The following is a 25,505-nucleotide window of genomic DNA, read 5'->3' as shown; positions in this document are numbered from 1 at the left end:
AAATCTGAGTACTTAAGTATAGTTTATAAAATGATTTGATTTGTCACGACATAATGAGCTTCATTCAATAGTGGATAGACGAGTAAGAAGTGCATTTCAAACGTGTGTTATACAGTTAAATTATGTTAAACTAATAAAGAATAATAAGGAGGAACAAGCATGCGTATTTATGTAAATGAAATTAAAATTAAAGATGATGGCATTTATTGCTACTCAGAAGATCCAACTGATGGATTAGTAGAAGTAGGGCAAATGCTTGTTGATAGTGATAATTACGGATTTGCCTACTTATTAGATGACGGACAATCATATGATTACTTGATTTTCGTTCAAGAAACATGGTCCATGTTGCATGAGAATAGAGGCAAGAAACTAATAGTAAACGATGACTTGGTTTTAGAACATTTTCAAGAGGAATTAGATTACATACTTGAGAATGTTGAAGGAAATAATAACTATGGTAAGGAGTTTGTTTCAGCTGTTGAAGAAACTTTTGACCTAAAGTGAAGCGGAGTGAAACAATATGAATCAATGGGATCAATTTTTAACACCATATAAACAAGCCGTTGATGAATTAAAGGTAAAATTAAAAGGTTTGCGTAAGCAATATGAAGTTGGAGAAGATGCTTCACCCATTGAATTCGTTACTGGTCGAGTAAAACCAATTACGAGTATTATTGATAAGGCGAATAAAAGGGGTATACCGTTTGATAGACTACGTGAAGAGATGTACGACATTGCTGGTCTTAGAATGATGTGTCAATTTGTGGACGATATCGATGTGGTTGTTAATATGCTGAGACAACGACAAGATTTCAAAGTGATTGAGGAACGTGACTACATCAATAACACAAAACAAAGTGGTTATCGTTCATATCATGTGATTATTGAATATCCAATTGAAACATTAAACGGTCAGAAAGCCATTTTAGCGGAAATACAAATACGAACATTAGCAATGAATTTCTGGGCTACAATTGAACATACATTAAGATATAAATATGACGGGGATTATCCAGCGGAAATTCAGCATCGTCTTGAGCGTGCAGCTGAAGCGGCATATCTTCTAGATGAAGAGATGTCTGAGATTAAAGATGAAATTCAAGAAGCACAGAAATATTATTCTCAAAAACGTGCAAAAAAACATGACTAATGAGGTGTGGGGATGCGTTATACTATCTTGTCTAAAGGTGATTCAAAATCCAATGCATTAAAGCATAAAATGATAAATCATATGAAAGATTTCCACATGGTAGAAGATGCCGTTAATCCAGAAATTGTTATTTCGGTAGGTGGAGATGGAACTTTATTACAAGCCTTTCATCAATACAGCCACATGCTTTCTCAAGTGGCATTTGTAGGTGTACATACAGGACATTTAGGTTTTTATGCTGATTGGTTACCTCATGAAGTTGAGAAATTAATTATTGAAATTAATAACTCTGAATTTCAAGTCATTGAATATCCATTATTAGAAATTATTGTCAGATACAATGATAATGGTTATGAAACACGTTATTTAGCTTTAAATGAAGCAACAATGAAAACGGAAAATGGTTCAACACTTGTAGTTGATGTGGGCATTCGTGGTAAGCAATTTGAACGTTTTAGAGGTGACGGTTTATGTATATCAACCCCTTCAGGTTCAACTGCTTATAATAAGGCATTAGGTGGAGCACTAATACATCCCTCACTTGAAGCTATGCAGATTGCAGAAATAGCCTCTATCAATAATAGAGTATTTAGAACAGTGGGTTCACCACTTGTTTTGCCAAAGCATCATACATGTTTAATCACACCTGTTAATCACGATACCATTTTAACAACAATTGATCATGTTAGTTTAAAACATAAAAATGTCAATGGTATTCAGTTTAGAGTGGCTAATGAGAAAGTGCGTTTTGCTAGATTTAGACCTTTCCCATTTTGGAAAAGAGTACATGATTCATTCATTGAAAGTGAAGATGGACGATGAAATTTGAATATGTGATACAGCATAATGAAATGCTTAAGTCTTTTTTGCAGCGTCACCAATATTCTAAAAAGACAATTAGCGCCATTAAACATAATGGCGCTTTAATTATTAATAACAGTCATGTAACTGTCAGGAAAATGATGATGGCAGGAGATAAGTTAACTATTATGTTACCTGATGAAACACCTAGCTCATATTTGATTCCATCACGTAATCCAATTGAAATATTGTATGAAGATGATTATTTAATCATCGTGTCAAAACCAAACTATTTAAATAGCACTCCGTCAAGAGAACATCCGCACGATAGTTTGATAGAACGTGTACTTTATTATTTAAATGTTGGTCAGTTAATCGATACATCGATCGTACCGCATATTGTTACACGTTTAGATCGTAACACTAAAGGCATTGTAATATTTGCTAAGCATGGGCATATCCATCATTTAATGACGACGAGTGCAATAGATAAAAGGTATATGTGTGTATGTTATGGTCAAATGCAATTGAGTGGTGTTATAGAAGAACCGATTGCTAGAGATAGCCAGAGTATTATTACTAGGAAAGTTGATGCTTCAGGAAAATACGCAAAGACTTCATATGAAACAGTAATGACCAAACCTGAAGCGAGTTTATGTGAAATTAAATTACATACTGGAAGAACGCATCAAATACGTGTTCATTTTAATTATTTAGGACATCCTCTTGTTGGTGATGATTTATATGGAGGAAGTCATCCTAAAATTCATACGCAATCTTTACAATGTTATAAAGTGACATTCATACATCCAATTTATAATAGAGAAATTGAGATAGAAATAGATTATAAATGGCTACAAAATATTTATGCAGAATTATAATAAGATTTGGAGGTGTCGACGTTGTCATTAGAAATAGAAAATAATGACTATAATAAAGATGAAGTATATAACCAAAATTTGTTAGATGATCTTTTAAAACAAGACGACATTGATCGATTTAGAGAAGAATTTCTAGCAATGCACGAATATGAACAAAGTGAATATTTTGAAGATACTTCAAATGAAAATAGACAAAAGATATTTGAATTTTTATCACCTCAAGAGGTAGGGGAATTCTTTGAACAATTAGAAATTGATGATGAAGCATATGAAGACCTTTTTGATACGATGAATGCACATTATGCTAGTAAAGTTTTAGAAGAGATGTCTTCAGATAATGCTGTAGATATATTAAATGAACTTTCGAAACCCAAAGTAGCTAGTTTACTGACATTAATGAACCGTGAAGATGCTAATGAAATTAAGCATCTATTACATTATGAAGAAGATACAGCCGGCGGTATCATGACGACGGAATATATCTCTTTAGATGTCAATACTCCGGTTAAAGAAGCATTAATGTTAGTAAAAGAACAAGCACCAGATGCCGAAACGATTTATGTTATTTTTGCCGTAAACACGGACGGACAATTAGTTGGTGTATTATCTTTAAGAGATTTAATCGTGGCAGAAAATGATGCTTACATCGAAGATATCATGAGTGAACGTGTCATTAGTGTTAATGTCGCAGATGACCAAGAAGATGTAGCTCAAAAAATGAGAGATTATGACTTTATTGCAATGCCAGTAATAGATTATCAACAACATTTACTTGGTATTATTACAATTGATGATATTCTAGATGTTATGGATGAAGAGGCCAGTGAAGACTACTCTCGTTTAGCTGGGGTATCTGATATTGACTCAACAAATGATTCTGTTGTGAAAACTGCTACTAAACGATTACCTTGGCTTATCATTCTTACATTTTTAGGAATGATTACCGCTACTATATTAGGTAGTTTTGAGGCAACATTATCACAAGTTGCATTATTAGCTGCATTTATACCTATTATTAGTGGTATGTCCGGAAATTCTGGTACACAATCACTTGCGGTGTCTGTACGTAATATCTCTACTGGGGAAATTGATGAACAAAGTAAATTTAAGGTTGCATTAAGAGAAGCGGGAAGTGGCTTGCTTTCAGGATTAGTTTGTGCCACTGTTTTATTTATTATCATCGTTGTTATATATAGACAACCATTTTTAGCACTAATAGTTGGAGGCAGTCTTACTATTGCAATGACGGTTGGTACGTTAGTTGGTTCTATGATTCCATTATTTATGAATAAACTGAATATTGATCCAGCCGTAGCCAGCGGACCATTTATTACAACAATTAATGATATTGTAAGTATGTTAATTTACTTTGGTTTAGCAACAACATTCATGTCATATTTAACATAGGGGGACAAAATGGAGTTCTTTTCACTAGTCATTGTAGTTCTAGCAGCATTTTTTACACCAATTATTATAAATAGACTGAACATCAATTTTTTACCAGTGGTTGTAGCCGAAATCATCATGGGTATTATTATTGGACAGTCTTTCTTAAATCTAGTACATAAAGATAGTATGCTCAACATATTATCAACGTTGGGTTTTATCTTTTTAATGTTTTTAAGTGGATTAGAGATTGACTTTAGCACTTTTAAAAAAGATAAGAGAAATCGACAAGGTACGAACAAACATGAAAAAGATGTACCAAGCCATCTTAATTTAGCGCTAACCGTATTCGCATTTATTATGATTATATCAGTAATATTAGCTTACGCGTTCAAATGGTTAGGACTCGTAGATGATGTTTTATTAATGATAATTATCATATCAACGATATCACTAGGTGTCGTAGTGCCTACTTTAAAAGAAATGAATATAATGCGTACAACTATCGGTCAATTTATATTATTAGTAGCCGTATTGGCTGACCTAGTAACGATGGTACTGTTAACTATTTACGGTGGTATCAATGGTAGTGGTAATGGTTCAGTTTGGCTTTCAGCAATTTTACTTGTATTTACTGCTATTTTCTATATATTAGGCGTTGTATTTAAGCGTATGAAATTTTTACATCGCTTAATTGGTGGTACTACACAAATAGGTATAAGAGCAATCTTTGCATTAATTATTCTTTTAGTTGCACTTGCAGAGGGTGTAGGCGCTGAATATATACTAGGCGCATTCTTAGCTGGTGTGGTTGTTTCCTTGCTGAAACCAGATGAAGAATTAGTGCATACACTTGATTCATTTGGATACGGGTTCTTTATTCCAATCTTCTTTATCATGGTTGGTGTTGATTTAAATATTCCGTCATTAATTAAAGAACCATCATTATTATTAATTATTCCGGTGCTCATTCTAGCTTTTATTATTTCAAAATTAATTCCAGTTTTCTTTATTAGACGTTGGTTTGATAATAAGACAACGATAGCATCAGCATTTTTACTTACTTCAACATTATCATTGGTTATTGCATCTGCTAAAATTGCAGAGCAATTGAATACAATATCATCTGAAATGTCAGGCATATTGATTTTAAGTGCAATCATCACGTGTGTGTTTGTACCGATTATTTTCAAGAAAATGTTTCCAATTCCAGATGAGGCTAATCGTAAAATTGATATTGCATTAATTGGCAAGAATCAATTGACGATTCCAATTGTACAGAACTTGTCACCACACTTATATAATGTGACATTATATTATCGCAAAGATTTAGGAGATAAGCGTAATTTATCTGACCATATAACTGTTGTAGAAATAGCGAATTATGAAGAACAACTCCTAGAAAGATTAGGGTTATTCAATCAAGACATCGTAGTTTGTTCTGCTAATGATGATAGTCTTAACCGTGATGTGGCAAAATTAGCCAAAGCACATGATGTTAAACGCGTAATTTGTCGACTTGAAAATAGTAACGAAGATGAAGAAATGAAAGGTGAAGGTATTGAAGTATTCAGTAATTTCATTAGTAATAAAATCTTCCTACAAGGCTTAATTGAAACACCAAATATGTTAAACATTTTAAGCAATGTTGAAACATCATTGTATGAAATTGAAATGTTAAATCATCAATATGAAAATATTCAACTACGTAATTTCCCATTTGGCGGAGATATTATCTTCGTTCGAATTATTCGTAATAATGAATCAATCGTGCCTCATGGTGATACACAACTTAGATACAAAGATAGACTTATCGTGACTGGTTCAAAAGAATACGTAGATGAGTTAAAATCAGATCTAGAGTTTTATTATTAATATAGAAAAATCAATATTAGACGTCTGGGAGTGGGACAGAAATAATATTTTCTCAAAATTTATTTCGTTGTACTACCACGGCAAGGATGACTAGGTTTGAAAAAAGCTTGATTCAAGCGCATTTTCAAATCAGTCAGCTACTGACAAAATGATAAAATAGGCTGAGACATTTTATTTTGTCCCAGCCTATTTCCTATATGACCAGGTAATAATATTGCTTTATAATTATGAAGCAAAAATGGTAAAATAATAACGTTAGATTAGTCTACATTGTTTGTACAGTGAGATTAAGATATAAAAAACGATGATTAAGGAGTTATTTCGAATGATTAATCTTGAAAATAAAACCTTCGTAATTATGGGTATTGCTAATAAACGTAGTATCGGATTTGGCGTTGCAAAGGTATTAGATCAATTAGGGGCTAAACTTGTTTTCACTTATCGTAAAGACCGTAGCCGCAAAGAATTAGAAAAATTATTAGAACAATTAAACCAAGAAGAGCCAAAATTATATCAAATCGATGTTCAAAAAGATGAAGATGTAGTAAATGGTTTCGCTAAAATTGGCGAAGAAGTAGGCAATATTGATGGCGTATATCACTCTATCGCATTTGCAAATATTGAAGACTTACGTGGACGTTTCTCTGAAACATCACGTGAAGGTTTCTTACTTGCGCAAGATATCAGTTCATATTCATTAACAATTGTTGCGCACGAAGCGAAGAAAATAATGCCAAACGGTGGTAGTATTGTTGCAACAACATACCTTGGTGGTGAATTTGCCGTTCAAAACTATAATGTGATGGGTGTAGCTAAAGCAAGTTTAGAAGCTAATGTTAAATATTTAGCTTATGATTTAGGCCCGGACAACATTCGAGTAAATGCTATTTCTGCTGGTCCAATTCGTACGTTAAGTGCTAAAGGTGTTGGTGGTTTCAACACAATCCTTAAAGAAATTGAAGAACGTGCACCATTAAGACGAAATGTGGATCAAGAAGAAGTAGGTAAAACAGCTGCTTACTTATTGAGTGATTTCTCAAGTGGCGTAACTGGTGAGAATATCCATGTAGATAGTGGTTTCCACGCAATAAAATAATAAATTAAATCAATTACTTGGTGTGTACAGCACCAAGTTTTTTTATGTTTACAAAAAGAAGTGAACTTGAATGCATTGTAAATTCAAGTTCACTACTGAAACGTTTTTTAAATTTATATCAATCTAGTCTTTAACGTCGCTATTAGCTTTATCAATAATGCGTTGACGATATTTAAAGACATTGCTCGCAATAGTCTTAAGTACTGCATAGAGTGGTACGGCAATTAAAATAAGTGTGAAACCACCTAAATCTCCTGCGGCTAAAATAACAACAATTATTGTAAGTGGGTGAATACTTAAAGATTTACCCATAACATTTGGTGTAATCACATTACCTTCAAGTTGTTGAGCGATTAATGTAACAACACAAACCCAAATAAAAGTAGTAGGACTATCTATGATACCGAGCACAGCTGCAGGTGCAAATGATAACCATGGTCCTAAGAAAGGTATTAAGTTAGCTACACCAGCAAATAGTACTAATAAAGGTGTATATGGTAAACCAATAATGGTATAACCAATATATAAAATGACCCCTAAAATAACACTTACAGTCACTTGTCCTTGAATGTATGATTTTAATGTGAAGTTTAAATCTTTCATTAAGTCGACTACAAATACTTTACGTTCTCCCTTGAAAAATTTAGCAAGAGCAGGAATGAATTTTTCATGATCTTTTAACATGTAAATTAAGAAGAACGGTACCATGATAAGTAAGAAGACAGTTGAAATAAATGACGTTAAGTATGTAAATGAATTAGCCAAAATTCCAGTCATACTATCACCAATTGATTTTACAGCAGAATTAATTCTATCTGTTACATCACTTGGAAGTTTATCCATTTGCGTAAGTGAGAAGTTAACAATATGTTCAGCTTCTTTTTGCAGTGATGGTGTTGCTTTGATTAAACTATTCACGTTAGAGATAATAATTGGTGCTATAAATGCGACTACGATAGCAATAATAGCAATTAAACCAATAAAAATTGTAGTGATACTTGCCCAACGTGGGAAACCCCACTTTTCAAGAATACTTTGGAAAGGTAAGCAGATATAGAATAAAAATCCGCTAATCATAAATGGAAGAAATACAGAACCGATAATGGTTACAATAGGTGCAAAAACACTTTGTACTTCCATAAACAATTTAATTAGCACGAACAAGATAACTAGGGCAATTCCTGTTCGGAACCAAACTTTGTTAAGCATAAGCTTACGTCCTCCTATTTTCATTTGTTCATTATTTAATTAGTATATATCAATTAAGACGCGTTAAAAAGGGAAATTTTAACTTCTAGAGAGGTACACTGAGATTAATGAAGTTCATATTTAATATTGAAATTAATAAATATAGAGCTACATTTTGAAAAAGTGTTATAACTCTGTATAAATTACCAAATTTCGTGAGTATGAAACATTAGATTTTTATCAGAGATTTAAAAGTCATCATTATCTTGATACAATAAGTATATTCTATTTAGGGGGCGTCAATATCATGTCGAATTTCAAACCAGGCAAAATTAATAAACATATATTACATAGTAATATCTTAGAAAGAGATGTTACATTATCAGTATATTTGCCTGAAGATTACTCTGAATTATTTAAGTATCAAGTCATTATATGTTTTGACGGGCTAGATTTTTTAAGATTTGGAAGACTTCAACGTGAATATGAACGGTTGAGAAGAGAAGATGAAATTCAACGAGCCATTATAATTGGATTTCATTATGAAGATGTTGATAAACGTAGAGAAGAATTCCATCCGCAGGGTACTAGAAGTCATAAAACAGTACAAGTTGTTGGTAAAGAGTTGCTACCATTTATTGATAAGACGTTTCCAACTTATAAAGTAGGTAATGCCAGAATTTTAATGGGAGATAGTCTTGCTGGTAGTATAGCACTTTTAACCGCCTTGACTTACCCAACTATTTTCAGTCAAGTAGCAATGCTTAGCCCGCATTCAGATGAAACTGTAATAGATAAATTTAATAAGTGTATACAATATAGTGAATTGTCTATTTGGCACGCTATTGGTTTAGAAGAAGAAGATTTTGCTTTGCCAACAACTGGAGAACGTGCAAACTTTTTAACGCCAAATAGAGATTTAGCAACAGTAATTAAAGACAAAGGGCTCACATATCATTATTTAGAATTTGAGGGTGGACATAACTGGAAATCTTGGAAACCTCTATTATCAGACATACTTAAATATTATTTAAGCGATGAGCTAATTACACAAGAGTCAAATGAGGTTTAATTACTTGTATTTTTAATAGGATAATCAATGCTAAGATGTAATTGAGATTATTTAATGTACAATACTACGAAATAAATTGTTTAGATATTGTAAACCTTTTCAAAAAAGTTCTGCTAACTAATAACGTAAAATATAGAATTTTGCTATAATGGTAATATGTTAAACAAAGGAGGAATTTCAATGAATATAGGATTAGCATTAATTCCGTCAAAATCATTTCAAGATGAAGTGAATGGTTATCGTAAACGTTATGATACTGAGTATGCACGTATCATGCCTCATATTACGATCAAATCACACTTTGAAATCAATGATGATGAATTAGATTCAGTAAAAGAAGAAGTTAAAAAAAGATTAGAAGGTTTCGGACCTGTAGATGTTCATGCTACAAAAGCTTCAAGTTTTAAACCAACTAACAATGTAATTTATTTTAAAGTTGCTAAAACTGATGAATTAGAACAACTTTTCAATTTATTTAATACTGAAGATTTTCATGGTGAAGCTGAGCATCCATTCGTGCCACACTTTACGATTGCTCAAGGTTTAACAAGCCAAGAATTCGAGGATATATTTGGTCAAGTAGAATTAGTAGGGGTAGACCTTAAAGAAAAAATTGAAGAACTTTCATTATTACGCTATGACGAAGAAGAGGATAAATGGAAAGTGATTGATACTTTTAAGTTAGCGTAAAATTAAATAATATGTAAAATAAAAATCTAGCTAATGTACAGTGTATGATGTACATTAACTAGATTTTTAGTGTTTTATCTACTTTTTATTAGAAACGATTTGCTTTGCCTCGATACTTTACAAAATAAACACCGTAGAATATCGCTAATACTAAAAAGATTGCTGCAGAAAAATAAAATGTATTATTTAAACCATTAGAAAATTGAGCGATTAAGCCTCCAAATAAAGGACCTATCATAGAACCAAATCCTTGAACACTATTAAATACGCCCCAAGTTTCTTCTTGTTCAGCGGGATCAATTTGTCCTGCCATAAATGTATTCCATGCAGGCAATAATATCCCATACATTAAACCTATAAATATCGCTACAATCCAAACGATAAGGATATTTGTTACTAAAGATAAACCGAAGATAAATGCTGTGAATAGTATAAAACCTGTAAAAATAACTGCATACATAAAGCCTTTACTATTTTTATCAATAATCTTAGATAAGAATAACATTGAAAAGGCACAACCGGCACCACCTATGGCGATGGCAATGGTGTACTCAATAGTACTTACGCCTACTACCTTTGTAGCATATGTAGGTAGTATAGGTAGCAATGCTGAAATAGAAGCACCTTGTAATAAAATACCAGGGAATAACACTAAGTGACGTTTCATAACATCAACGATTTGTCCTAATTGTTCACTAACCGGTTTAGTATTATAATTTGTTAATTTAATATCAACAAAATAATACAATACCCATGCAATGACTACAACAAGTGACATCATAAATGCAAATCGAGTAGGATGTAATTTAACTAGAACATTCATAAATGCCCATCCTACGAGTAACCCTAATAACCAAGCAAAGTAAACATAGCCCATTTGTTTACCACGTTGTGCTTCTTCTACACTAGATAACATGATAACCCATATAGGACTAACAGCAATCCCCAACATGATAGCACTCAAAATGATAACTATTGGATTAGTTGGGAACCAAATGACTAAGAATAAACTAATAAAAGCTAATAAAAAACCTAAGGTTAATACTAGCTTAGTACCAAATTTTTTCAAAAGAAATCCGATGACAAAATTCGTTGCCGCATCGGATATAAAGTGAATTGATAATGCCGCTGAAGTCACTGCAACAGCAATAGAGGTAACGGTTGGTAAATAATTAACGTAACTTAATACATACATTCCCCGTGCAAACTCCATTAAGAACAAAATAACGAGCATTATCTTGAAGTTTTTACTAATTCCTTTATTACTTAACGAAGAATCTGGCATATAAAGGAACCTTTCCATATATTTCTTGTTGTTGTGATGAACTGTCCAAGATATTTAATAAATCGGTACATAGTCTATAAGTTGAATGGTTAACCTTTTCTTCAGTCATTTTATTAGTCATAGCTTGTAAGCGGTACTCGTGATTTGTTAAATCAGAAACAATATCTATAGCTTCTTCAGGTGTATTCGCGATTTTGCCATATGATTTATCTTGGAAATATAATGCATTTTCAAGTTCTTGACCTGGAGTCGGATTCAAGAAGATCATTGGTAAACTACGTGTTAAACCTTCGGAAATCGTTATGCCACCTGGTTTTGTAATCATAAGTTGACTTGATGCCATCCATTCATTCATATGTTTTGTATATCCTAGAATAAGGACATTGTCATATGATTTAAATTGCATTTCTAAAGTACGTTTTAGCCCTTTGCTACGACCACAAACCATTATGATTTGTGATTGTGGACTTTTCTGAAGGATGTTATCAATCATATAGTCAAATCCTTTTGATACACCAAATGCCCCGGCAGACATCAGAATAGTTGGTTTATCAGGATTTAAATTATGTTTCTTCAACCAAGCCACTTTATCGATGTCAGATTCAAATTTATCGGAAATAGGTATTCCAGTCACTTTTATATCAGAAGCAGGGATACCAGCATTGACGAAATCACGTTTAGTATCGTCAGTAGCTACATAATATCTATGAGAGTTAGGCGTTATCCAGTTTTTTTGTAGACGGTAATCTGTCATAACAGTTGCGATTGGAATATTTATGTTAAACTGCTCTGTTAGCACTGACATTACTGGAGTAGGGAATGTCAATAAGATTAAGTCTGGTTTTTCTTTAAGTAGTAGATTGATTAATTTATTTAATCCATAATATTTATAAAAACATTTATCTAATTCATCAGGGCGACTATAATAAAAGTTTTTATACATATTTCTAAAATACTTAAAGCTATTGATATACCATTTTTTGCAAATAGAAGTTAAGATTGGGTGTGCTTCCATAAACAAATCATGCTCAATAACTGATAGATGAGACAAGTTCATTTCATTGAGTTGATTAACAACACTTTGTGTCACTTGTAAATGTCCATTTCCAAATGAGCCGGTAATAATCAATATCTTTTTATTTTGAGTAACCATTAATAGTCACCCTCCATTAATTTAAATTTAAAACACGCAATAACGCATTCTGATTTAACTATAGTAGCAATAAACATACTTACATAGTTATCATAATATATATACCCTCTACTGAAAGTATAAAATTCATTTATAGTGCATTATAGCATATTAAGGAAGTTAACATCATCTTTATATAACTATCCTAGCATTAATAGATTTAAAAGTATTGAATTAAAGTGATATATATAGGAAATTTTAAAATAATTAACTATTAATTAATAATTCCTTCAATTATATTAATGAAATCTTTAGTGTGAGGTGTAAAACATATCAAGTTCGTATTAAATCTAATCAATATTTTAATGATTATAAATTTATCAACAACTTCAAAACGTGTATAATAAAATTATTGTAAAAAAAGGAGCGATACATTTTGAATGCGAATGAGTTGTTCGAAAAAATACGAGTTAAACAAGTAATAGGTACTTTAGATATAAATGTTACTGATATCACTACAGATTCACGTACCGCTAGTGAAGGGAGTATATTCGTCGCATCAAAAGGCTATACAGTTGATAGCCATAAATTTTGTCAAAATGTTGTTGATCAAGGTGCAAAAGTCATTGTGGTTAACCATCAACAAGACATTAACGGTGACGTGACGCAGGTTATCGTACCAGATACATTAAGAGTTGCTAGCCTGTTAGCACATACTTTATATGATTTTCCTAGCCATCAATTAACTACAATAGGTGTGACAGGCACTAATGGCAAAACTTCAATTGCTACTATGATTCATCTTATTTATAGAGGTTTAGGTAAAGGAAGCGCATATTTAGGAACAAATGGTTTCCAAATAAATGAACATAAAACTAGAGGTGCCAATACAACTCCAGAAACAGTGTCTTTAACTAAAAAGATTAAGCAAGCGGTTGATGAAAATGCGGAAGCTATGACTATGGAAGTATCTAGTCACGGTTTATCACTAGGGCGATTAAGAGGTGTAGAATTTGATGTTGCGATATTCTCAAATTTAACACAAGACCATTTAGATTTTCATGGCACAATGGAAGCCTATGGACATGCTAAATCATTGTTATTTAGTCAACTGGGAGAAGATTTATCGAAAGAGAAATATGCTGTTTTAAATAATGATGATGATTTCTCCAAATATTTAGCATCAGTTACACCATATGAAATATTTACATATGGAATAGACCATGACGCTCAATTTATGGCTAAAAATATTCAAGAATCTTTACAAGGTGTTCACTTTGATTTCGATACGCCTATAGGTACTTACAGTGTTAAAACACCATATGTAGGTAAATTTAATATTTCAAATATTATGGCTGCCATGATTGCCGTCTGGAGTAAAGGAACATCTATGGAAGATATCGTCAGAGTAGTTGAGAATTTAGAGCCAGTTGAAGGGCGTTTGGAAGTTCTAGATCCTTCGCTACCAATTGATTTAATTATTGACTATGCACATACTGCTGACGGAATGAATGAACTTATAGATGCAGTAAAACCTTTCGTGAAACAAAAATTAATCTTTTTAATTGGAATGGCTGGAGAACGTGACTTAACTAAAACACCTGAAATGGGCGCAGTAGCTTGTAGAGCAGATTACGTAATATTTACGCCAGATAATCCTGCTAATGATGATCCTAAAATGTTGACTGCTGAACTAGCTAAAGGCGCAACACATAATCATTATGTTGAATTTGATGATAGAGCTGAAGGGATCAAACATGCCATTGATATAGCTGAACCGGGCGATACAGTAGTATTAGCTTCTAAAGGAAGAGAACCTTATCAAATCATGCCTGGACATATTAAAGTGCCACATAGAGATGATTTAATTGGACTTGAAGCGGCATACAAAAAATTTGGCGGTGGCCCAAGTGAACATTAAACAATTATCTATAAATGACGAAATTGTTAATGTTTACTTATATATAAGTGAAGATAAAAATCAAATCATGTTGGCTATTCCAGATATATTTTGGTCAATAGAACTTGATTTGAATATGGACAGTAATGATGTTAAAGAAGAATTGGTAATGCAATTATTTGCTTTTATCGAGGAAAATGAAGCAATCAAAATTGCTTCGAATTTAACAAACTGGATTGTGAATGATTTTAAAGGAGATCAATAGATGAGTTTAAAAGAAGAAGTTGAATCAAGAAAGACGTTTGCCATAATATCTCACCCGGATGCTGGTAAAACGACACTGACTGAGAAGTTGTTATATTTTAGTGGTGCAATTAGAGAAGCGGGTACAGTTAAAGGTAAAAAAACAGGTAAATTTGCAACTAGTGACTGGATGAAAGTGGAGCAAGAACGTGGTATTTCAGTAACGAGTTCAGTAATGCAATTTGACTATGATGATTACAAAATTAATATATTAGATACACCAGGACACGAAGATTTCTCAGAAGATACTTACCGTACTTTAATGGCAGTGGATAGTGCAGTGATGGTTATTGACTGTGCCAAAGGTATTGAACCTCAAACTTTAAAGCTATTTAAAGTTTGTAGAATGAGAGGAATTCCAATTTTTACATTCATTAATAAATTGGACCGCGTAGGTAAAGAGCCATTTGAATTATTAGATGAGATTGAAGAAACATTAAACATTGATACTTATCCTATGAACTGGCCAATTGGTATGGGTCAAAATTTCTTTGGTATTATCGATCGTGATTCTAAATCTATAGAACCATTTAGAGATGAAGAAAATGTTTTACATTTAAATGATGATTATGAACTACAAGAAGAGCATGCTATTCGTAATGACAGTGCATTTGCTCAAGCTATCGAAGAATTTATGCTTGTAGAAGAAGCAGGTGAAGAGTTTGATAATGATGCGCTATTAAATGGTGAATTAACACCCGTATTCTTTGGTTCTGCATTAGCTAACTTCGGTGTTCAAAACTTCTTGAATGCATATGTTGATCATGCACCGATGCCTAATGCACGTCAGACAAATGAAGAAGTTGAAGTAAGCCCATTTGATGATGAATTTTCTGGATTTATTTTCAAAATTCAAGCTAATATGGACCCTAAACATCGTGATAGAATTGCGTTTATGCGTGTTGTTAGTGGTGCATTCGAACGTGGTATGGATGTAACATTACAACGTACGAGCAAAAAACAAAAAATTACGCGTTCAACATCATTTATGGCTGACGATAAAGAAACTGTTAACCATGCAGTAGCTGGAGACATCATTGGTTTATATGATACAGGTAATTATCAAATTGGAGATACTTTAGTTGGTGGCAAGCAAAAATATAGTTTCCAAGATTTACCTCAATTCACACCGGAAATATTTATGAAAGTTTCAGCTAAAAACGTAATGAAACAAAAACATTTCCATAAAGGAATTGAACAGCTTGTTCAAGAAGGAGCAATCCAATATTATAAAACGCTTCACACTAATCAAATTATTTTAGGTGCCGTTGGTCAATTACAATTTGAAGTGTTTGAACATCGAATGAAAAACGAATATAACGTTGATGTTGTTATGGAACCTGTTGGTAGAAAAATTGCGCGTTGGATTGAAAACGAAGATGATATACAAGATAAAATGAACACGTCTCGTTCTATATTAGTGAAAGATAGATATGATAATTTCGTCTTCTTATTCGAAAATGAATTTGCAACACGCTGGTTCGAAGAAAAATTCCCAGAAATTAAATTGTATAGTCTTTTATAAGATTATGATTGAAAATAATGGGTATTTAAAAATATCTCTTTAAATAGACAATTTGTTATACGTTAATTGTTTATTTATATTAAGTATAGTGTATAATACACTTAACAAATGAATACCTATGACAATTTGTCAGAGGGGAGTAACTTGAAGACCATCAACTACTTGATGGTTAGCGCTTTATCGTCATTACGAAGTATTATCTTCCGGTAAAGTGGGCATTTATTTGCTAAGTGAGACCTTTGCTATTATTTAGCATAGGTCTCTTTATTTGTATTAAAACAAAAAGGAGCTGTCCACTATGGATCCGAGTTTAATTTTACCTTACTTATGGGTAATTCTCGTTCTTGTATTTTTAGAAGGGTTATTAGCAGCTGATAATGCGGTTGTAATGGCTGTTATGGTAAAACATTTACCACCTGAACAACGTAAAAAAGCGTTATTTTATGGTTTGCTAGGTGCATTTGTATTCCGTTTTCTTGCCTTATTCTTAATTAGTGTTATCGCAAATTTCTGGTTTATCCAAGCACTTGGTGCCGCGTATTTAATTTTTATGTCAATAAGAAATCTCTGGCAATTCTTCCACAAAGAAAATGAAGATCAGCCTGAAGGTGACGACCATCATTTTGACGAGTCTGGCGTTGAGAAAAAAGTCGGACCTATGCAATTTTGGGGCACTGTTTTAAAAGTTGAATTTGCAGATATAGCTTTTGCAATTGACTCAATGTTAGCAGCGATGGCAATTGCTGTTACATTACCTGAAGTTGGCATTCATTTTGGTGGCATGGACTTAGGTCAATTCTCAGTAATGTTTATTGGCGGAATGATCGGTGTTATTCTAATGCGTTTTGCCGCTACATGGTTTGTTGACTTACTAAATAAATATCCTGGATTAGAAGGAGCTGCCTTCGCAATTGTAGGTTGGGTAGGTATTAAATTAGTTGTTATAGTACTTGCTCATGAAGATATAGGTATTTTACCTGAACATTTCCCTCATAGTACATTATGGCAAGCTATCTTCTGGACAGTTATGATTCTTTTAGTCGTAATCGGTTGGTTAACATCAGTACGTAGCAACAAGAAGAAAGCCAATAAATAGTATTAAATAAGTGATTCGAGCCTTTTAGATTTGATGTATATCATTAAGTTTAAAAGGCTTTATTATTATCATTTGTGCAATTTAGTGATTTGATAAGAAAAATTTAATTTTGAACCTTCAATTCATTGCTAATTGGCGATATTGATATTAAAATTTAGTTAATGAATAATTTAAATAAAGCCACAACCATAAAACATAATTTAACGTTAGCATGATAGATTGTGAGTTAGTCGATAGGAGTGGACACCTTTGGATAATGATAAAAAACACGTAATACCACGTGAACAGTATCGTCGAAAACGACATGAGTATTTCCATAATGAAGAACGTGAAGAACGATTAGAACGAGAGAGAGAACAACGTGAGAGACTTGCCAAAAAAGAGCAAGAACAAGCAAAAGTTAATGAAGAACGTGTTAAAGATAACATGCGAAAAGCAAGAATTGAGAAATTAACACAAGAAGAAATTCACCAGCAACAACATTTAGCTAAATTACGATCTGATAATGAATCTGATCAAGAATTAAATGATACTAACACGCATCATTTAACACTACCTGAAGAGCAACAACTAAAAAATGAACATAAAGAAAATAATGATAAGGTAACTAAACCTACTGACGAAATGGAAAAACAGGAGAAAGAAGACAATAATTCTGCCTCTTCCAAACACGATGAAATAGAACCTAAATATAGTAGAGTTGAAAAGAATAAAGGCAAACAAAAACAAGATAATATTAATAAAAGTGAAGTTAATCATCTTGATAAAAGTGAACAAACTAAAAAACATAAAGAAACTAAAGAATCATCGGAAGACGTTTTAGAAACAAATAAAAGTCAAAAAATTGAACAAAAGGAACAAAAAGCAAGTTCTAATGAAACTTCTAACAAGGAATTAAATTCCTATACTAAAGATAAAAACAATAAAGTTGAAGATAATCAAGACTTAAAGAAAGCATCTAGTCAAAATTTAGCTCATTCTAATAAGTTAGAAGAAAATGAACACTTAGAAAATGAGCCTAAGAACAATGATACGATGGACAAAGTAAAAGACTTTTTAAAATTGCATTGGCTTAAAATAGTCATAGTAGTTGCAATCATATTAATTGTTATACTAATTAGTGCAATTATCTCAACGATGAACCAAAATAGTAGTATTGAACAAAGTAGTAATAATGATACAAAATACACAACAACAATGAAGAATGCAGAAACTGCTGTTAAATCAGTGGTAACAATTGAGAATGACACACCTAAGAACATAACAACACAAACAATTGATAAAACAAATATAAACTCAAATAATGAAGTTGGTTCAGGTGTCGTCTACAAAGCTGTAGACGATACTTTTTTTATTTTAACCAATACACATATAGTTGGAAGTAATAAAAGAGTAAATATTACATATGATGATGATAAAACAGCTACTGCTACAGTCGTTGGGAGAGATATGTGGTCAGATATTGCAGTGCTTAAAGCAACGATAAAAAATAAAAACATGCAGCCAATTAAAATAGGTCACTCAAAACATTTAAAGCTAGGTGAATCCATCCTAGTTGTTGGTAATCCACTTGGAAATGATTTTAAAAATACAGTGACGAAAGGTATTATTTCCGGATTAAATAGGGCAGTACCTGTCGATTTCGATAAAGATAATAAGAATGATGAATGGGTTAATACATTTCAAATTGATGCTTCAGTTAACCCGGGTAATTCAGGAGGTGCTGTCGTCAATAGAGTTGGAGAATTAGTAGGCTTAGTATCGTTAAAAATAAATATGCCTAATATTGAAGGCATGGGCTTTGCAATTCCAATAGATGCTGCACGAGAAATTGCTGAGGAACTAGAGAAAAAAGGTGAAATTCAATATCCCAATACTGGTATTGGAATTAAAAATGTTTCAGATTTAATGCCTTATGAAAGAAATTTATTAAAAGTGCCCGAAGATGTTCAAAATGGAATCGTAGTAGAAAAGTTAAAAGAAAATGGTTTAGGTAAAAAATCAGGTTTAAAAATTGGTGATGTAGTTGTAGAATTAGATAGTAAATCAATTCAAAATAATTTACAGTATAGACAAATAATTTTTAATCATAGACAAGACTTAAAAACATTGTCGGCTAAAATTTATAGAGAAGGAAAATCTCAAGAGATAAGAATAAAATTGAAATAATGTTGAGGTGACAAATGAGTGTCTATTTTCAGTAAGTTGCTTAAAAAATCTAGCCCTCAACAGGGGATAGTTTTATATTATTTGATAGCCATAGTTGTCGCTTTTTTATTATTAAACCTCCCATTTGTGCATAAACATGGTGTGGATGTTAGCCCAATCGATACGCTATTCGTTGCTGTATCAGGCATTAGTGTTACTGGACTATCTCCCGTTAACATAGTAGATACATATTCAACATTTGGCCAAATTATTATATTAATCATACTTAATATAGGCGGTATTGGTGTCATGGCGATTGGTACAGTACTATGGGTTGTGTTAGGGAAACATATAGGTATCCGCGAACGCCAATTAATTATGTTAGATAATAATAAAGATACAATGAGTGGAACCGTTAAGCTGATATTAGAAATCATCAAAACGATATTAACAATAGAATTTATAGGTGCACTGTTATTAGCATTTTATTTCTATAGAGATAATCCAGATTTGAAAAATGCACTCATGCAAGGTTTATTTGTGTCTGTCTCTGCTACTACTAACGGTGGATTAGATATCACAGGGCAATCATTAATACCTTACGCTAAGGATTATTTTGTTCAAACGATTGTTATGTTTCTAATCGTATTAGGATCAATAGGATTTCCTGTATTACTTGAAATCAGAGCATATGTAAGGAATAGGGTCAGCCATTTTAGATTTTCACTATTTACCAAAATAACTACATGCACATATCTATTTTTATTTGTTTTTGGTGTTTTAGCCATATTAGCATTAGAACATCACCATGCTTTTAAAGGATTAAGTTGGCATCAATCCTTATTTTATTCATTATTTCAATCTGCAACAACACGTAGTGCTGGATTACAAACCATTGATGTAACAAACTTTAGTGATGCAACGAATGTAATAATGAGTATCCTCATGTTTATTGGTTCATCTCCAAGTTCAGTTGGTGGTGGTATACGTACAACTACATTTGCGATACTAATTCTCTTTGTAATTAACTTTAATAATAATGCTGAAAAAACAGCTATAAAAGTGTTCAATCGAGAAATACATGTAGTTGATATTCAACGTTCATTCGCCGTATTTACTATGGCATCAATTCTAACATTTGTAAGTATGATTGTTATTCTCGCTACTGAAAAAACAAATCTAACATTTTTACAAGTATTCTTTGAAGTCATGTCAGCCTTTGGAACATGTGGTCTATCTTTAGGTGTTACAGACGATATTAGTGGACTTACTAAAGTAATACTAATGATATTAATGTTTATAGGTCGTGTTGGTTTAATTTCATTTATTATTATGATAGCTGGACGTAAGGAACCGGATAAATACCATTATCCTAAAGAACGTGTTCAAATTGGTTAAATATATTAGCATTCTCAGAAATTATTAATTCTGAGAATGCTTTTTTGATTAGAAATAAATAGCACCAACAGATTAATAAATGTTAAACTAGCTTTAAATAAGGGGTGTGTAAATTGGAGAAAAATGAACATATAAATATAGATATCTTGGCAACATCAGATATGCATAGTCATTTTATGAATGGAGATTTTGGATCAAATATATATCGTGCTGGTACCTATGTTAAAAATATTAGAGAAAACAATGATAAAGTCATTTTATTAGATAGTGGGGGAAGTGTAGCTGGCTCATTGGCTGCGCATTATTATGCTATTGTCGCACCCTATAAACGTCATCCTATGATTAAATTAATGAATGCTATGCAGTATGATGCTAGTGGTATAAGTCCGGATGATTTTAAATTTGGATTATCATTTTTGACTAAAGCAGTATCACTATCAAGGTTTCAATGGTTATCTGCGAATATAGAATTTGCATTAACAAAGGAACCATACTTCTCAACACCTTATATAATTAAAGAATACGATAATGTTCGAATCGCAATTGTAGGTTTAACTGCAGATGGATTAATGAAAAACGAATTCGCTGAAATGGAGAAAGAGGTTAGTATTGAAAAAGCACTATTATCTGCTAAACGCTGGATTAGATATATACATGAAAGTGAACATCCTGACTTCTTAATTGTAATCTATCATGGAGGACTATATAAAATAAATCAAACAAATACAAGACATAGAAAAGGTTCTCATGAAGCGGAAAAAATAATGAAGGAAATAGGTGTGATCGATTTAATGATAACAGCGCACCAGCATCAAACGATTATAGGTAATGATTTTGAAACAGTATATGTTCAAGCAGGACAAGATGCTCAAGAGTTAGTACATGTCAAAATTAAATTTAAAAAACGTACGAACTCGTTCGAAAAAGAAGATATTGAATCTACAGTAATTAATTTAAGTGAGTTTCCAGAAGATCAGGAATTACTTGAGACAACTTATTATGATCGTAAAGCCTTAGAACATTGGTCAAAGGATATTGTTTCAGAGAATAAAGTCGATTTACAGGTTAATGGCTTGGAAGACTTACTAAGTAGTCCACATCCATTTATACAATTATTACATGATAGTCTACATTTAGCCTATGTGAATAATATTACTTGTATTAACGTGCCTAAAAATGGCGAAAAGGGATTAAAAGGTATAGTGACTAATGAGGATGTCTATAATGCTTATCCACACCCTGATAAAGCAATAGATATAACACTTAGAGGCCATCAAATTAAAAAAATGCTTGAATATACTTATTCTTATATTCAATTTGAGCAAAATCAATTAAGTATGACTATTATTGATGAAACATTATGTACATTGTGGCAAGGATTTGATTATGAGGTAGATATGTCAGCGCCTCGTTTTGATAGAGTGAATATAAAAAATATTGAGTTAGATGAAAAGTATAGAGTTACAATGACAGATTATTGTTATAGAAATTATCGTCAATACTTGGAAGATGAATCAATACTTCATTCCACATATGATCGACCGATGAGTTCACTTATCGCTGAAAAGCTAAATCAACCTGATTATTATTTAAAGTTGGACTCTAATTTTTCAGTAGCGTATTAAAAATAGTACTCATATAAGTAAACGTATTTAAATTGTAAATTACTTCAAAAAGAGTCTGGGACATAAACCCTAGAGAAATAGCCAGTAAATGAGTTTTAACAAATTCATTTACTGGCTTCTTTATTTACAATACTCCGTATTGTTGGCTCGCTTTCTTAGGGGACAGCTTCAGCCTGTAGTCTTCAGCTTGTCCTGTTCCCTCAAGAGTCTCGCCAAAATACTTTGTATTTATATGTAATTTTACATTGTAATACTTTAAAAAAATAAAGCACTTTCGTATAATTTAATAAACATCACTAAACTAAATTAACGAGGTGCCTTATGTATAAAAATTATAACATGACTCAACTTACTCTACCAATGGAAACTTCAGTTCTTATCCCCACAAATGATATTTCACGACATGTAAATGATATTGTTGAAACAATTCCTGACAATGAATTCGACGAATTCAGACATCACCGTGGTGCAACTTCGTACCATCCTAAAATGATGTTAAAAGTGATTCTATATGCCTACACACAATCTGTATTCTCAGGTCGTAAAATAGAAAAAATGCTTAATGATAGCATCCGAATGATGTGGCTATCACAAAATCAAAAACCTTCTTATAAAACAATTAATCGATTTAGAGTAAATCCAAAAGTAGATGCTTTATTAGAATCTTTATTTATTCAATTTTACAGTCAGTGTGTAAAACAAAATCTTATAGATGATAAAGCTATTTTTATTGATGGTACAAAAATTGAAGCAAATGCCAATCGATATACATTTGTATGGAAAAAGAGTATTCAAAACCATGAATCAAAGATGAATGAGGATTCTAAAGCCCTCTACCATGAATTGGTAACCAATAAAATCATACCGGAAATTAAAGAAGATCATGATAATGAATTAACAAAAGAAGAAATAGATTTGATTGGTAGTCACTTAGATAAAGAAATCGAAGATTTAAACCAACATATCAACAATGAAAAATGTACTAAAACAAGAAAACAAATACGTCTCAAAAGAACTAAAATCAAAAAATACAAAAAGCAAATCAATGATTATTTTGAGCGAAAGTATCGATACGAATTTCAAAAATCTATTTTAAAGGATAGAAATAGTTATTCTAAGACAGATCATGATGCGACATTTATGAGAATGAAAGAAGATCACATGAAAAATGGACAACTTAAGCCAGGGTATAATTTACAAATAGCGACAAATTCCCAATTTGTTTTATCTTATAATGTGTATCAAAATCCAACGGATACTAGAACGATGATTCCATTTTTAAATTCAATTCAAGAGACCTACGGTCATTTACCTGAATATATTGTAGCTGATGCAGGTTATGGTAGTGAATCAAATTATAAGGCAATTATAGATGACTTTAATCGAACGCCACTCATAACATATGGAATGTTTATAAAAGATAAAACTAAAAAATATAAAAGTGACATCTTTAATACTCAAAATTGGAACTATGACGAAATTAATGACGAATTCATTTGTCCGAATAATAAACGGCTAGGTTTTAAAAGATATGCCTATCGTCATGATAAGTATGGTTATAAGCGAGACTTCAAATTATATGAATGTGATGATTGTTCAGAATGTCCTCTGAAAAATCAATGTATGAACTTCAATTCAAAAACAAACAAAAAAATAATGAAGAATTATAACTGGGAATATTTTAAATCCCAAATTAACAAAAAGCTTTCAGAACCAGAAACAAAAAATATCTACAGTCAAAGAAAAATTGATGTGGAACCTGTTTTTGGATTTATGAAGGCTATTTTGGGTTTCACTCGGATGTCTGTCCGAGGACTCAATAAAGTCAAAAGAGAACTTGGTTTTGTATTAATGGCACTTAATATAAGAAAAGTAGTAGCTCAACGAGCTGAAAATAATCAAAAAATTTATAAAAAAGACAATTTCTATATTATTTCAATAGAAATTGTCTTTTTTTCACTTATCCAAGAACTTTATGTCCCGGACTCTTTTATCCATGAAATATTAATAATAGTATAATTGCCACAATTTGTCCTAAAGAGGTAGTTACGATGCGACGTGTATATTGATAACTCAATGATAATACTAATTGAGCTACAAAAATAAATGCCACTATCCACCATTTATCTAAATAAATAAATAAAGAACTAGAACATAATGCAGTAATCAAGATGATTAACCAAGTAGGCAATTTAAATTGAGTTAGTTCTTTTTGCAAAACAGTTCTCATGTATAACTCATGACAAGGAATTACAAAAATTAACGTCACTAACATTTGCCATTTGAAATAAACACCTGTTCTTGATAATTCTTTAATAAGTTCTGCATATGTTATTTGTGGTGAAAGTAATGAAAAAATTAATTGTATTATAACCAAGACGATACCTGTAGCGATACCAACTCCGATAGAAGTTAAAAGTCGTTTGGATTCTATATCTCTTTGGTAAAATACATAACTAATACCTGCAATTAACATAATACCAGTGTATAGATACCAGTACTCTTGATGCTCTCCCCACATAACAAATAAAATCAAATGGAATACAATGAAACTTGCTATAAACCAAATTAAAGCTTTTGATATATTTTTCATTTTAATGTATACCTTCTTATTCAACGATAGTATATCGTTTATGATTAATAACTGTTTTTTCTGGTAAGTCTAATTCATTGAAGTTATCCATAATTGTTAAGTCTACAATAACTGAATTGTCATTAATTTTCTCAACACGGCCTCTTAAACCGTCATAAAATTCTACGATATTTCCTACTTCTGCAACAGTCATACGGAGTCCTCCTAAATTCATAACTAGGCTATATTGTACTAAAAATTTGCATAATAATAAACAAATATATGCTAAAAATGGCAAATAATATTTTAATTATGAAAATAATGTCAAATTTGAGTAAATAATTGGCAAAATAACTAAATATAAGGCATAACTAAACTA

General features: G+C 31.9%; 21 protein-coding genes and 1 pseudogene. 17 read left to right on the top strand and 5 right to left on the bottom strand.

What is annotated here, in order from left to right; all coding sequences use genetic code 11:
• Positions 1 to 159: 159 nt before the first annotated feature.
• From EQ029_RS09165 to fabI, 7 genes are all read left to right on the top strand, one after another.
• Complete coding sequence (locus EQ029_RS09165) at positions 160 to 507, top strand: UPF0738 family protein (RefSeq protein ID WP_011276223.1); 348 nt, start codon at positions 160 to 162, stop codon at positions 505 to 507.
• A 16-nt stretch (positions 508 to 523) separates the two neighbouring features.
• Positions 524 to 1,153 (top strand): GTP diphosphokinase, encoded by a 630-nt coding sequence (gene yjbM, locus EQ029_RS09160; RefSeq protein WP_011276222.1) that lies wholly within the window; start codon positions 524 to 526, stop codon positions 1,151 to 1,153.
• Positions 1,154 to 1,165: 12 nt separating this feature from the next.
• On the top strand, positions 1,166 to 1,975 hold the full coding sequence (locus EQ029_RS09155; protein ID WP_011276221.1) for an NAD kinase: 810 nt from the start codon (positions 1,166 to 1,168) through the stop codon (positions 1,973 to 1,975).
• Positions 1,972 to 2,835, top strand: a complete 864-nt coding sequence (locus tag EQ029_RS09150; protein WP_053031013.1) for an RluA family pseudouridine synthase — start codon at positions 1,972 to 1,974, stop codon at positions 2,833 to 2,835. Before EQ029_RS09155 ends, EQ029_RS09150 begins: the two co-directional genes overlap by 4 nt.
• A 21-nt stretch (positions 2,836 to 2,856) precedes the next feature.
• Positions 2,857 to 4,242 carry a magnesium transporter gene (gene mgtE, locus EQ029_RS09145; RefSeq protein ID WP_053031017.1) on the top strand — a complete coding sequence of 462 codons (1,386 nt, stop codon included), beginning with the start codon at positions 2,857 to 2,859 and terminating at the stop codon, positions 4,240 to 4,242.
• A 9-nt stretch (positions 4,243 to 4,251) separates the two neighbouring features.
• The gene (locus EQ029_RS09140; protein WP_011276218.1) at positions 4,252 to 6,096 is read left to right on the top strand and encodes a monovalent cation:proton antiporter family protein; all 1,845 of its coding nucleotides are present in this window, start codon (positions 4,252 to 4,254) and stop codon (positions 6,094 to 6,096) included.
• A gap of 325 nt (positions 6,097 to 6,421) precedes the next feature.
• Positions 6,422 to 7,192, top strand: coding sequence for an enoyl-ACP reductase FabI (fabI, locus tag EQ029_RS09135; RefSeq protein WP_011276217.1), 771 nt, complete (start codon positions 6,422 to 6,424; stop codon positions 7,190 to 7,192).
• Positions 7,193 to 7,315: 123 nt separating this feature from the next.
• Here fabI and cozEa read toward each other — a convergent pair whose 3' ends face one another.
• Positions 7,316 to 8,401, bottom strand: a complete 1,086-nt coding sequence (gene cozEa / locus EQ029_RS09130) for a lipoteichoic acid biosynthesis protein CozEa (RefSeq protein WP_011276216.1) — start codon at positions 8,399 to 8,401, stop codon at positions 7,316 to 7,318.
• 286 nt (positions 8,402 to 8,687) lie between these two features.
• On the opposite strand from cozEa, the gene EQ029_RS09125 reads away from it, so the two are divergent.
• Together EQ029_RS09125 and EQ029_RS09120 are read left to right on the top strand one after the other, a co-directional pair.
• Positions 8,688 to 9,452 (top strand): esterase family protein, encoded by a 765-nt coding sequence (locus EQ029_RS09125; RefSeq protein WP_016931310.1) that lies wholly within the window; start codon positions 8,688 to 8,690, stop codon positions 9,450 to 9,452.
• A 180-nt stretch (positions 9,453 to 9,632) separates the two neighbouring features.
• The gene (locus EQ029_RS09120; RefSeq protein WP_011276214.1) at positions 9,633 to 10,142 is read left to right on the top strand and encodes a YjcG family protein; all 510 of its coding nucleotides are present in this window, start codon (positions 9,633 to 9,635) and stop codon (positions 10,140 to 10,142) included.
• A gap of 88 nt (positions 10,143 to 10,230) precedes the next feature.
• Here EQ029_RS09120 and ltaA read toward each other — a convergent pair whose 3' ends face one another.
• The gene (gene ltaA, locus EQ029_RS09115) at positions 10,231 to 11,427 is read right to left on the bottom strand and encodes a lipoteichoic acid biosynthesis MFS flippase LtaA (protein ID WP_029376686.1); all 1,197 of its coding nucleotides are present in this window, start codon (positions 11,425 to 11,427) and stop codon (positions 10,231 to 10,233) included.
• On the bottom strand, positions 11,405 to 12,580 hold the full coding sequence (locus EQ029_RS09110) for a diglucosyl diacylglycerol synthase (RefSeq protein WP_057504914.1): 1,176 nt from the start codon (positions 12,578 to 12,580) through the stop codon (positions 11,405 to 11,407). The genes ltaA and EQ029_RS09110 overlap by 23 nt, the downstream gene beginning before the upstream one ends.
• Positions 12,581 to 12,995: 415 nt before the next feature.
• Between EQ029_RS09110 and EQ029_RS09105 the strand changes: the two genes are divergently transcribed.
• The 8 genes and pseudogenes from EQ029_RS09105 (at position 12,996) to EQ029_RS09070 (ending at position 24,562) form a co-directional block, all read left to right on the top strand.
• Positions 12,996 to 14,480 carry a UDP-N-acetylmuramoyl-L-alanyl-D-glutamate--L-lysine ligase gene (locus EQ029_RS09105; RefSeq protein WP_057504913.1) on the top strand — a complete coding sequence of 495 codons (1,485 nt, stop codon included), beginning with the start codon at positions 12,996 to 12,998 and terminating at the stop codon, positions 14,478 to 14,480.
• Entirely contained in the window at positions 14,470 to 14,724 is a 255-nt protein-coding gene (locus tag EQ029_RS09100) for a YueH family protein (protein WP_011276210.1), read from the top strand. Before EQ029_RS09105 ends, EQ029_RS09100 begins: the two co-directional genes overlap by 11 nt.
• Positions 14,725 to 16,287, top strand: a complete 1,563-nt coding sequence (locus EQ029_RS09095; RefSeq protein ID WP_033079602.1) for a peptide chain release factor 3 — start codon at positions 14,725 to 14,727, stop codon at positions 16,285 to 16,287.
• 298 nt (positions 16,288 to 16,585) lie between these two features.
• Complete coding sequence (locus tag EQ029_RS09090; protein ID WP_057504912.1) at positions 16,586 to 17,383, top strand: TerC family protein; 798 nt, start codon at positions 16,586 to 16,588, stop codon at positions 17,381 to 17,383.
• 249 nt (positions 17,384 to 17,632) lie between these two features.
• Positions 17,633 to 19,552: a S1C family serine protease gene (locus tag EQ029_RS09085; RefSeq protein ID WP_011276206.1), complete on the top strand. Its 1,920-nt coding sequence runs from the start codon at positions 17,633 to 17,635 to the stop codon at positions 19,550 to 19,552.
• Between the two features lie 18 nt (positions 19,553 to 19,570).
• On the top strand, positions 19,571 to 20,929 hold the full coding sequence (locus EQ029_RS09080) for a TrkH family potassium uptake protein (RefSeq protein WP_011276205.1): 1,359 nt from the start codon (positions 19,571 to 19,573) through the stop codon (positions 20,927 to 20,929).
• Positions 20,930 to 21,042: 113 nt separating this feature from the next.
• Positions 21,043 to 22,554, top strand: a complete 1,512-nt coding sequence (locus EQ029_RS09075) for a bifunctional metallophosphatase/5'-nucleotidase (protein WP_016931306.1) — start codon at positions 21,043 to 21,045, stop codon at positions 22,552 to 22,554.
• A 321-nt stretch (positions 22,555 to 22,875) separates the two neighbouring features.
• Positions 22,876 to 24,562 (top strand): annotated as a pseudogene (locus EQ029_RS09070) (IS1182 family transposase).
• Here the strand turns inward: EQ029_RS09070 and EQ029_RS09065 are convergent.
• Positions 24,545 to 25,147, bottom strand: a complete 603-nt coding sequence (locus EQ029_RS09065; RefSeq protein WP_011276203.1) for a CPBP family glutamic-type intramembrane protease — start codon at positions 25,145 to 25,147, stop codon at positions 24,545 to 24,547. The pseudogene EQ029_RS09070 and the gene EQ029_RS09065 sit on opposite strands and share 18 nt — an antisense overlap.
• Before the next feature lie 16 nt (positions 25,148 to 25,163).
• The gene (locus tag EQ029_RS09060; protein WP_011276202.1) at positions 25,164 to 25,340 is read right to left on the bottom strand and encodes a YkvS family protein; all 177 of its coding nucleotides are present in this window, start codon (positions 25,338 to 25,340) and stop codon (positions 25,164 to 25,166) included.
• Between the last annotated feature and the right edge of the window lie 165 nt (positions 25,341 to 25,505).

Source organism: Staphylococcus haemolyticus (assembly GCF_006094395.1).
Taxonomy (GTDB): Bacteria; Bacillota; Bacilli; order Staphylococcales; family Staphylococcaceae; genus Staphylococcus; species Staphylococcus haemolyticus.
This window is presented reverse-complemented; position numbering and strand designations above follow the sequence as displayed.

What these genes read in the sequence shown, in the direction of transcription:
- EQ029_RS09165 (WP_011276223.1), top strand. Translation starts at nt 160, where the DNA reads ATGCGTATTTATGTAAATGAAATTAAAATTAAAGATGATGGCATTTAT.
- yjbM (WP_011276222.1), top strand. Translation starts at nt 524, where the DNA reads ATGAATCAATGGGATCAATTTTTAACACCATATAAACAAGCCGTTGAT.
- EQ029_RS09155 (WP_011276221.1), top strand. Translation starts at nt 1,166, where the DNA reads ATGCGTTATACTATCTTGTCTAAAGGTGATTCAAAATCCAATGCATTA.
- EQ029_RS09150 (WP_053031013.1), top strand. Translation starts at nt 1,972, where the DNA reads ATGAAATTTGAATATGTGATACAGCATAATGAAATGCTTAAGTCTTTT.
- EQ029_RS09140 (WP_011276218.1), top strand. Translation starts at nt 4,252, where the DNA reads ATGGAGTTCTTTTCACTAGTCATTGTAGTTCTAGCAGCATTTTTTACA.
- fabI (WP_011276217.1), top strand. Translation starts at nt 6,422, where the DNA reads ATGATTAATCTTGAAAATAAAACCTTCGTAATTATGGGTATTGCTAAT.
- cozEa (WP_011276216.1), bottom strand. Translation starts at nt 8,401, where the DNA reads ATGCTTAACAAAGTTTGGTTCCGAACAGGAATTGCCCTAGTTATCTTG.
- EQ029_RS09125 (WP_016931310.1), top strand. Translation starts at nt 8,688, where the DNA reads ATGTCGAATTTCAAACCAGGCAAAATTAATAAACATATATTACATAGT.
- EQ029_RS09120 (WP_011276214.1), top strand. Translation starts at nt 9,633, where the DNA reads ATGAATATAGGATTAGCATTAATTCCGTCAAAATCATTTCAAGATGAA.
- ltaA (WP_029376686.1), bottom strand. Translation starts at nt 11,427, where the DNA reads ATGCCAGATTCTTCGTTAAGTAATAAAGGAATTAGTAAAAACTTCAAG.
- EQ029_RS09110 (WP_057504914.1), bottom strand. Translation starts at nt 12,580, where the DNA reads ATGGTTACTCAAAATAAAAAGATATTGATTATTACCGGCTCATTTGGA.
- EQ029_RS09095 (WP_033079602.1), top strand. Translation starts at nt 14,725, where the DNA reads ATGAGTTTAAAAGAAGAAGTTGAATCAAGAAAGACGTTTGCCATAATA.
- EQ029_RS09090 (WP_057504912.1), top strand. Translation starts at nt 16,586, where the DNA reads ATGGATCCGAGTTTAATTTTACCTTACTTATGGGTAATTCTCGTTCTT.
- EQ029_RS09065 (WP_011276203.1), bottom strand. Translation starts at nt 25,147, where the DNA reads ATGAAAAATATATCAAAAGCTTTAATTTGGTTTATAGCAAGTTTCATT.
- EQ029_RS09060 (WP_011276202.1), bottom strand. Translation starts at nt 25,340, where the DNA reads ATGACTGTTGCAGAAGTAGGAAATATCGTAGAATTTTATGACGGTTTA.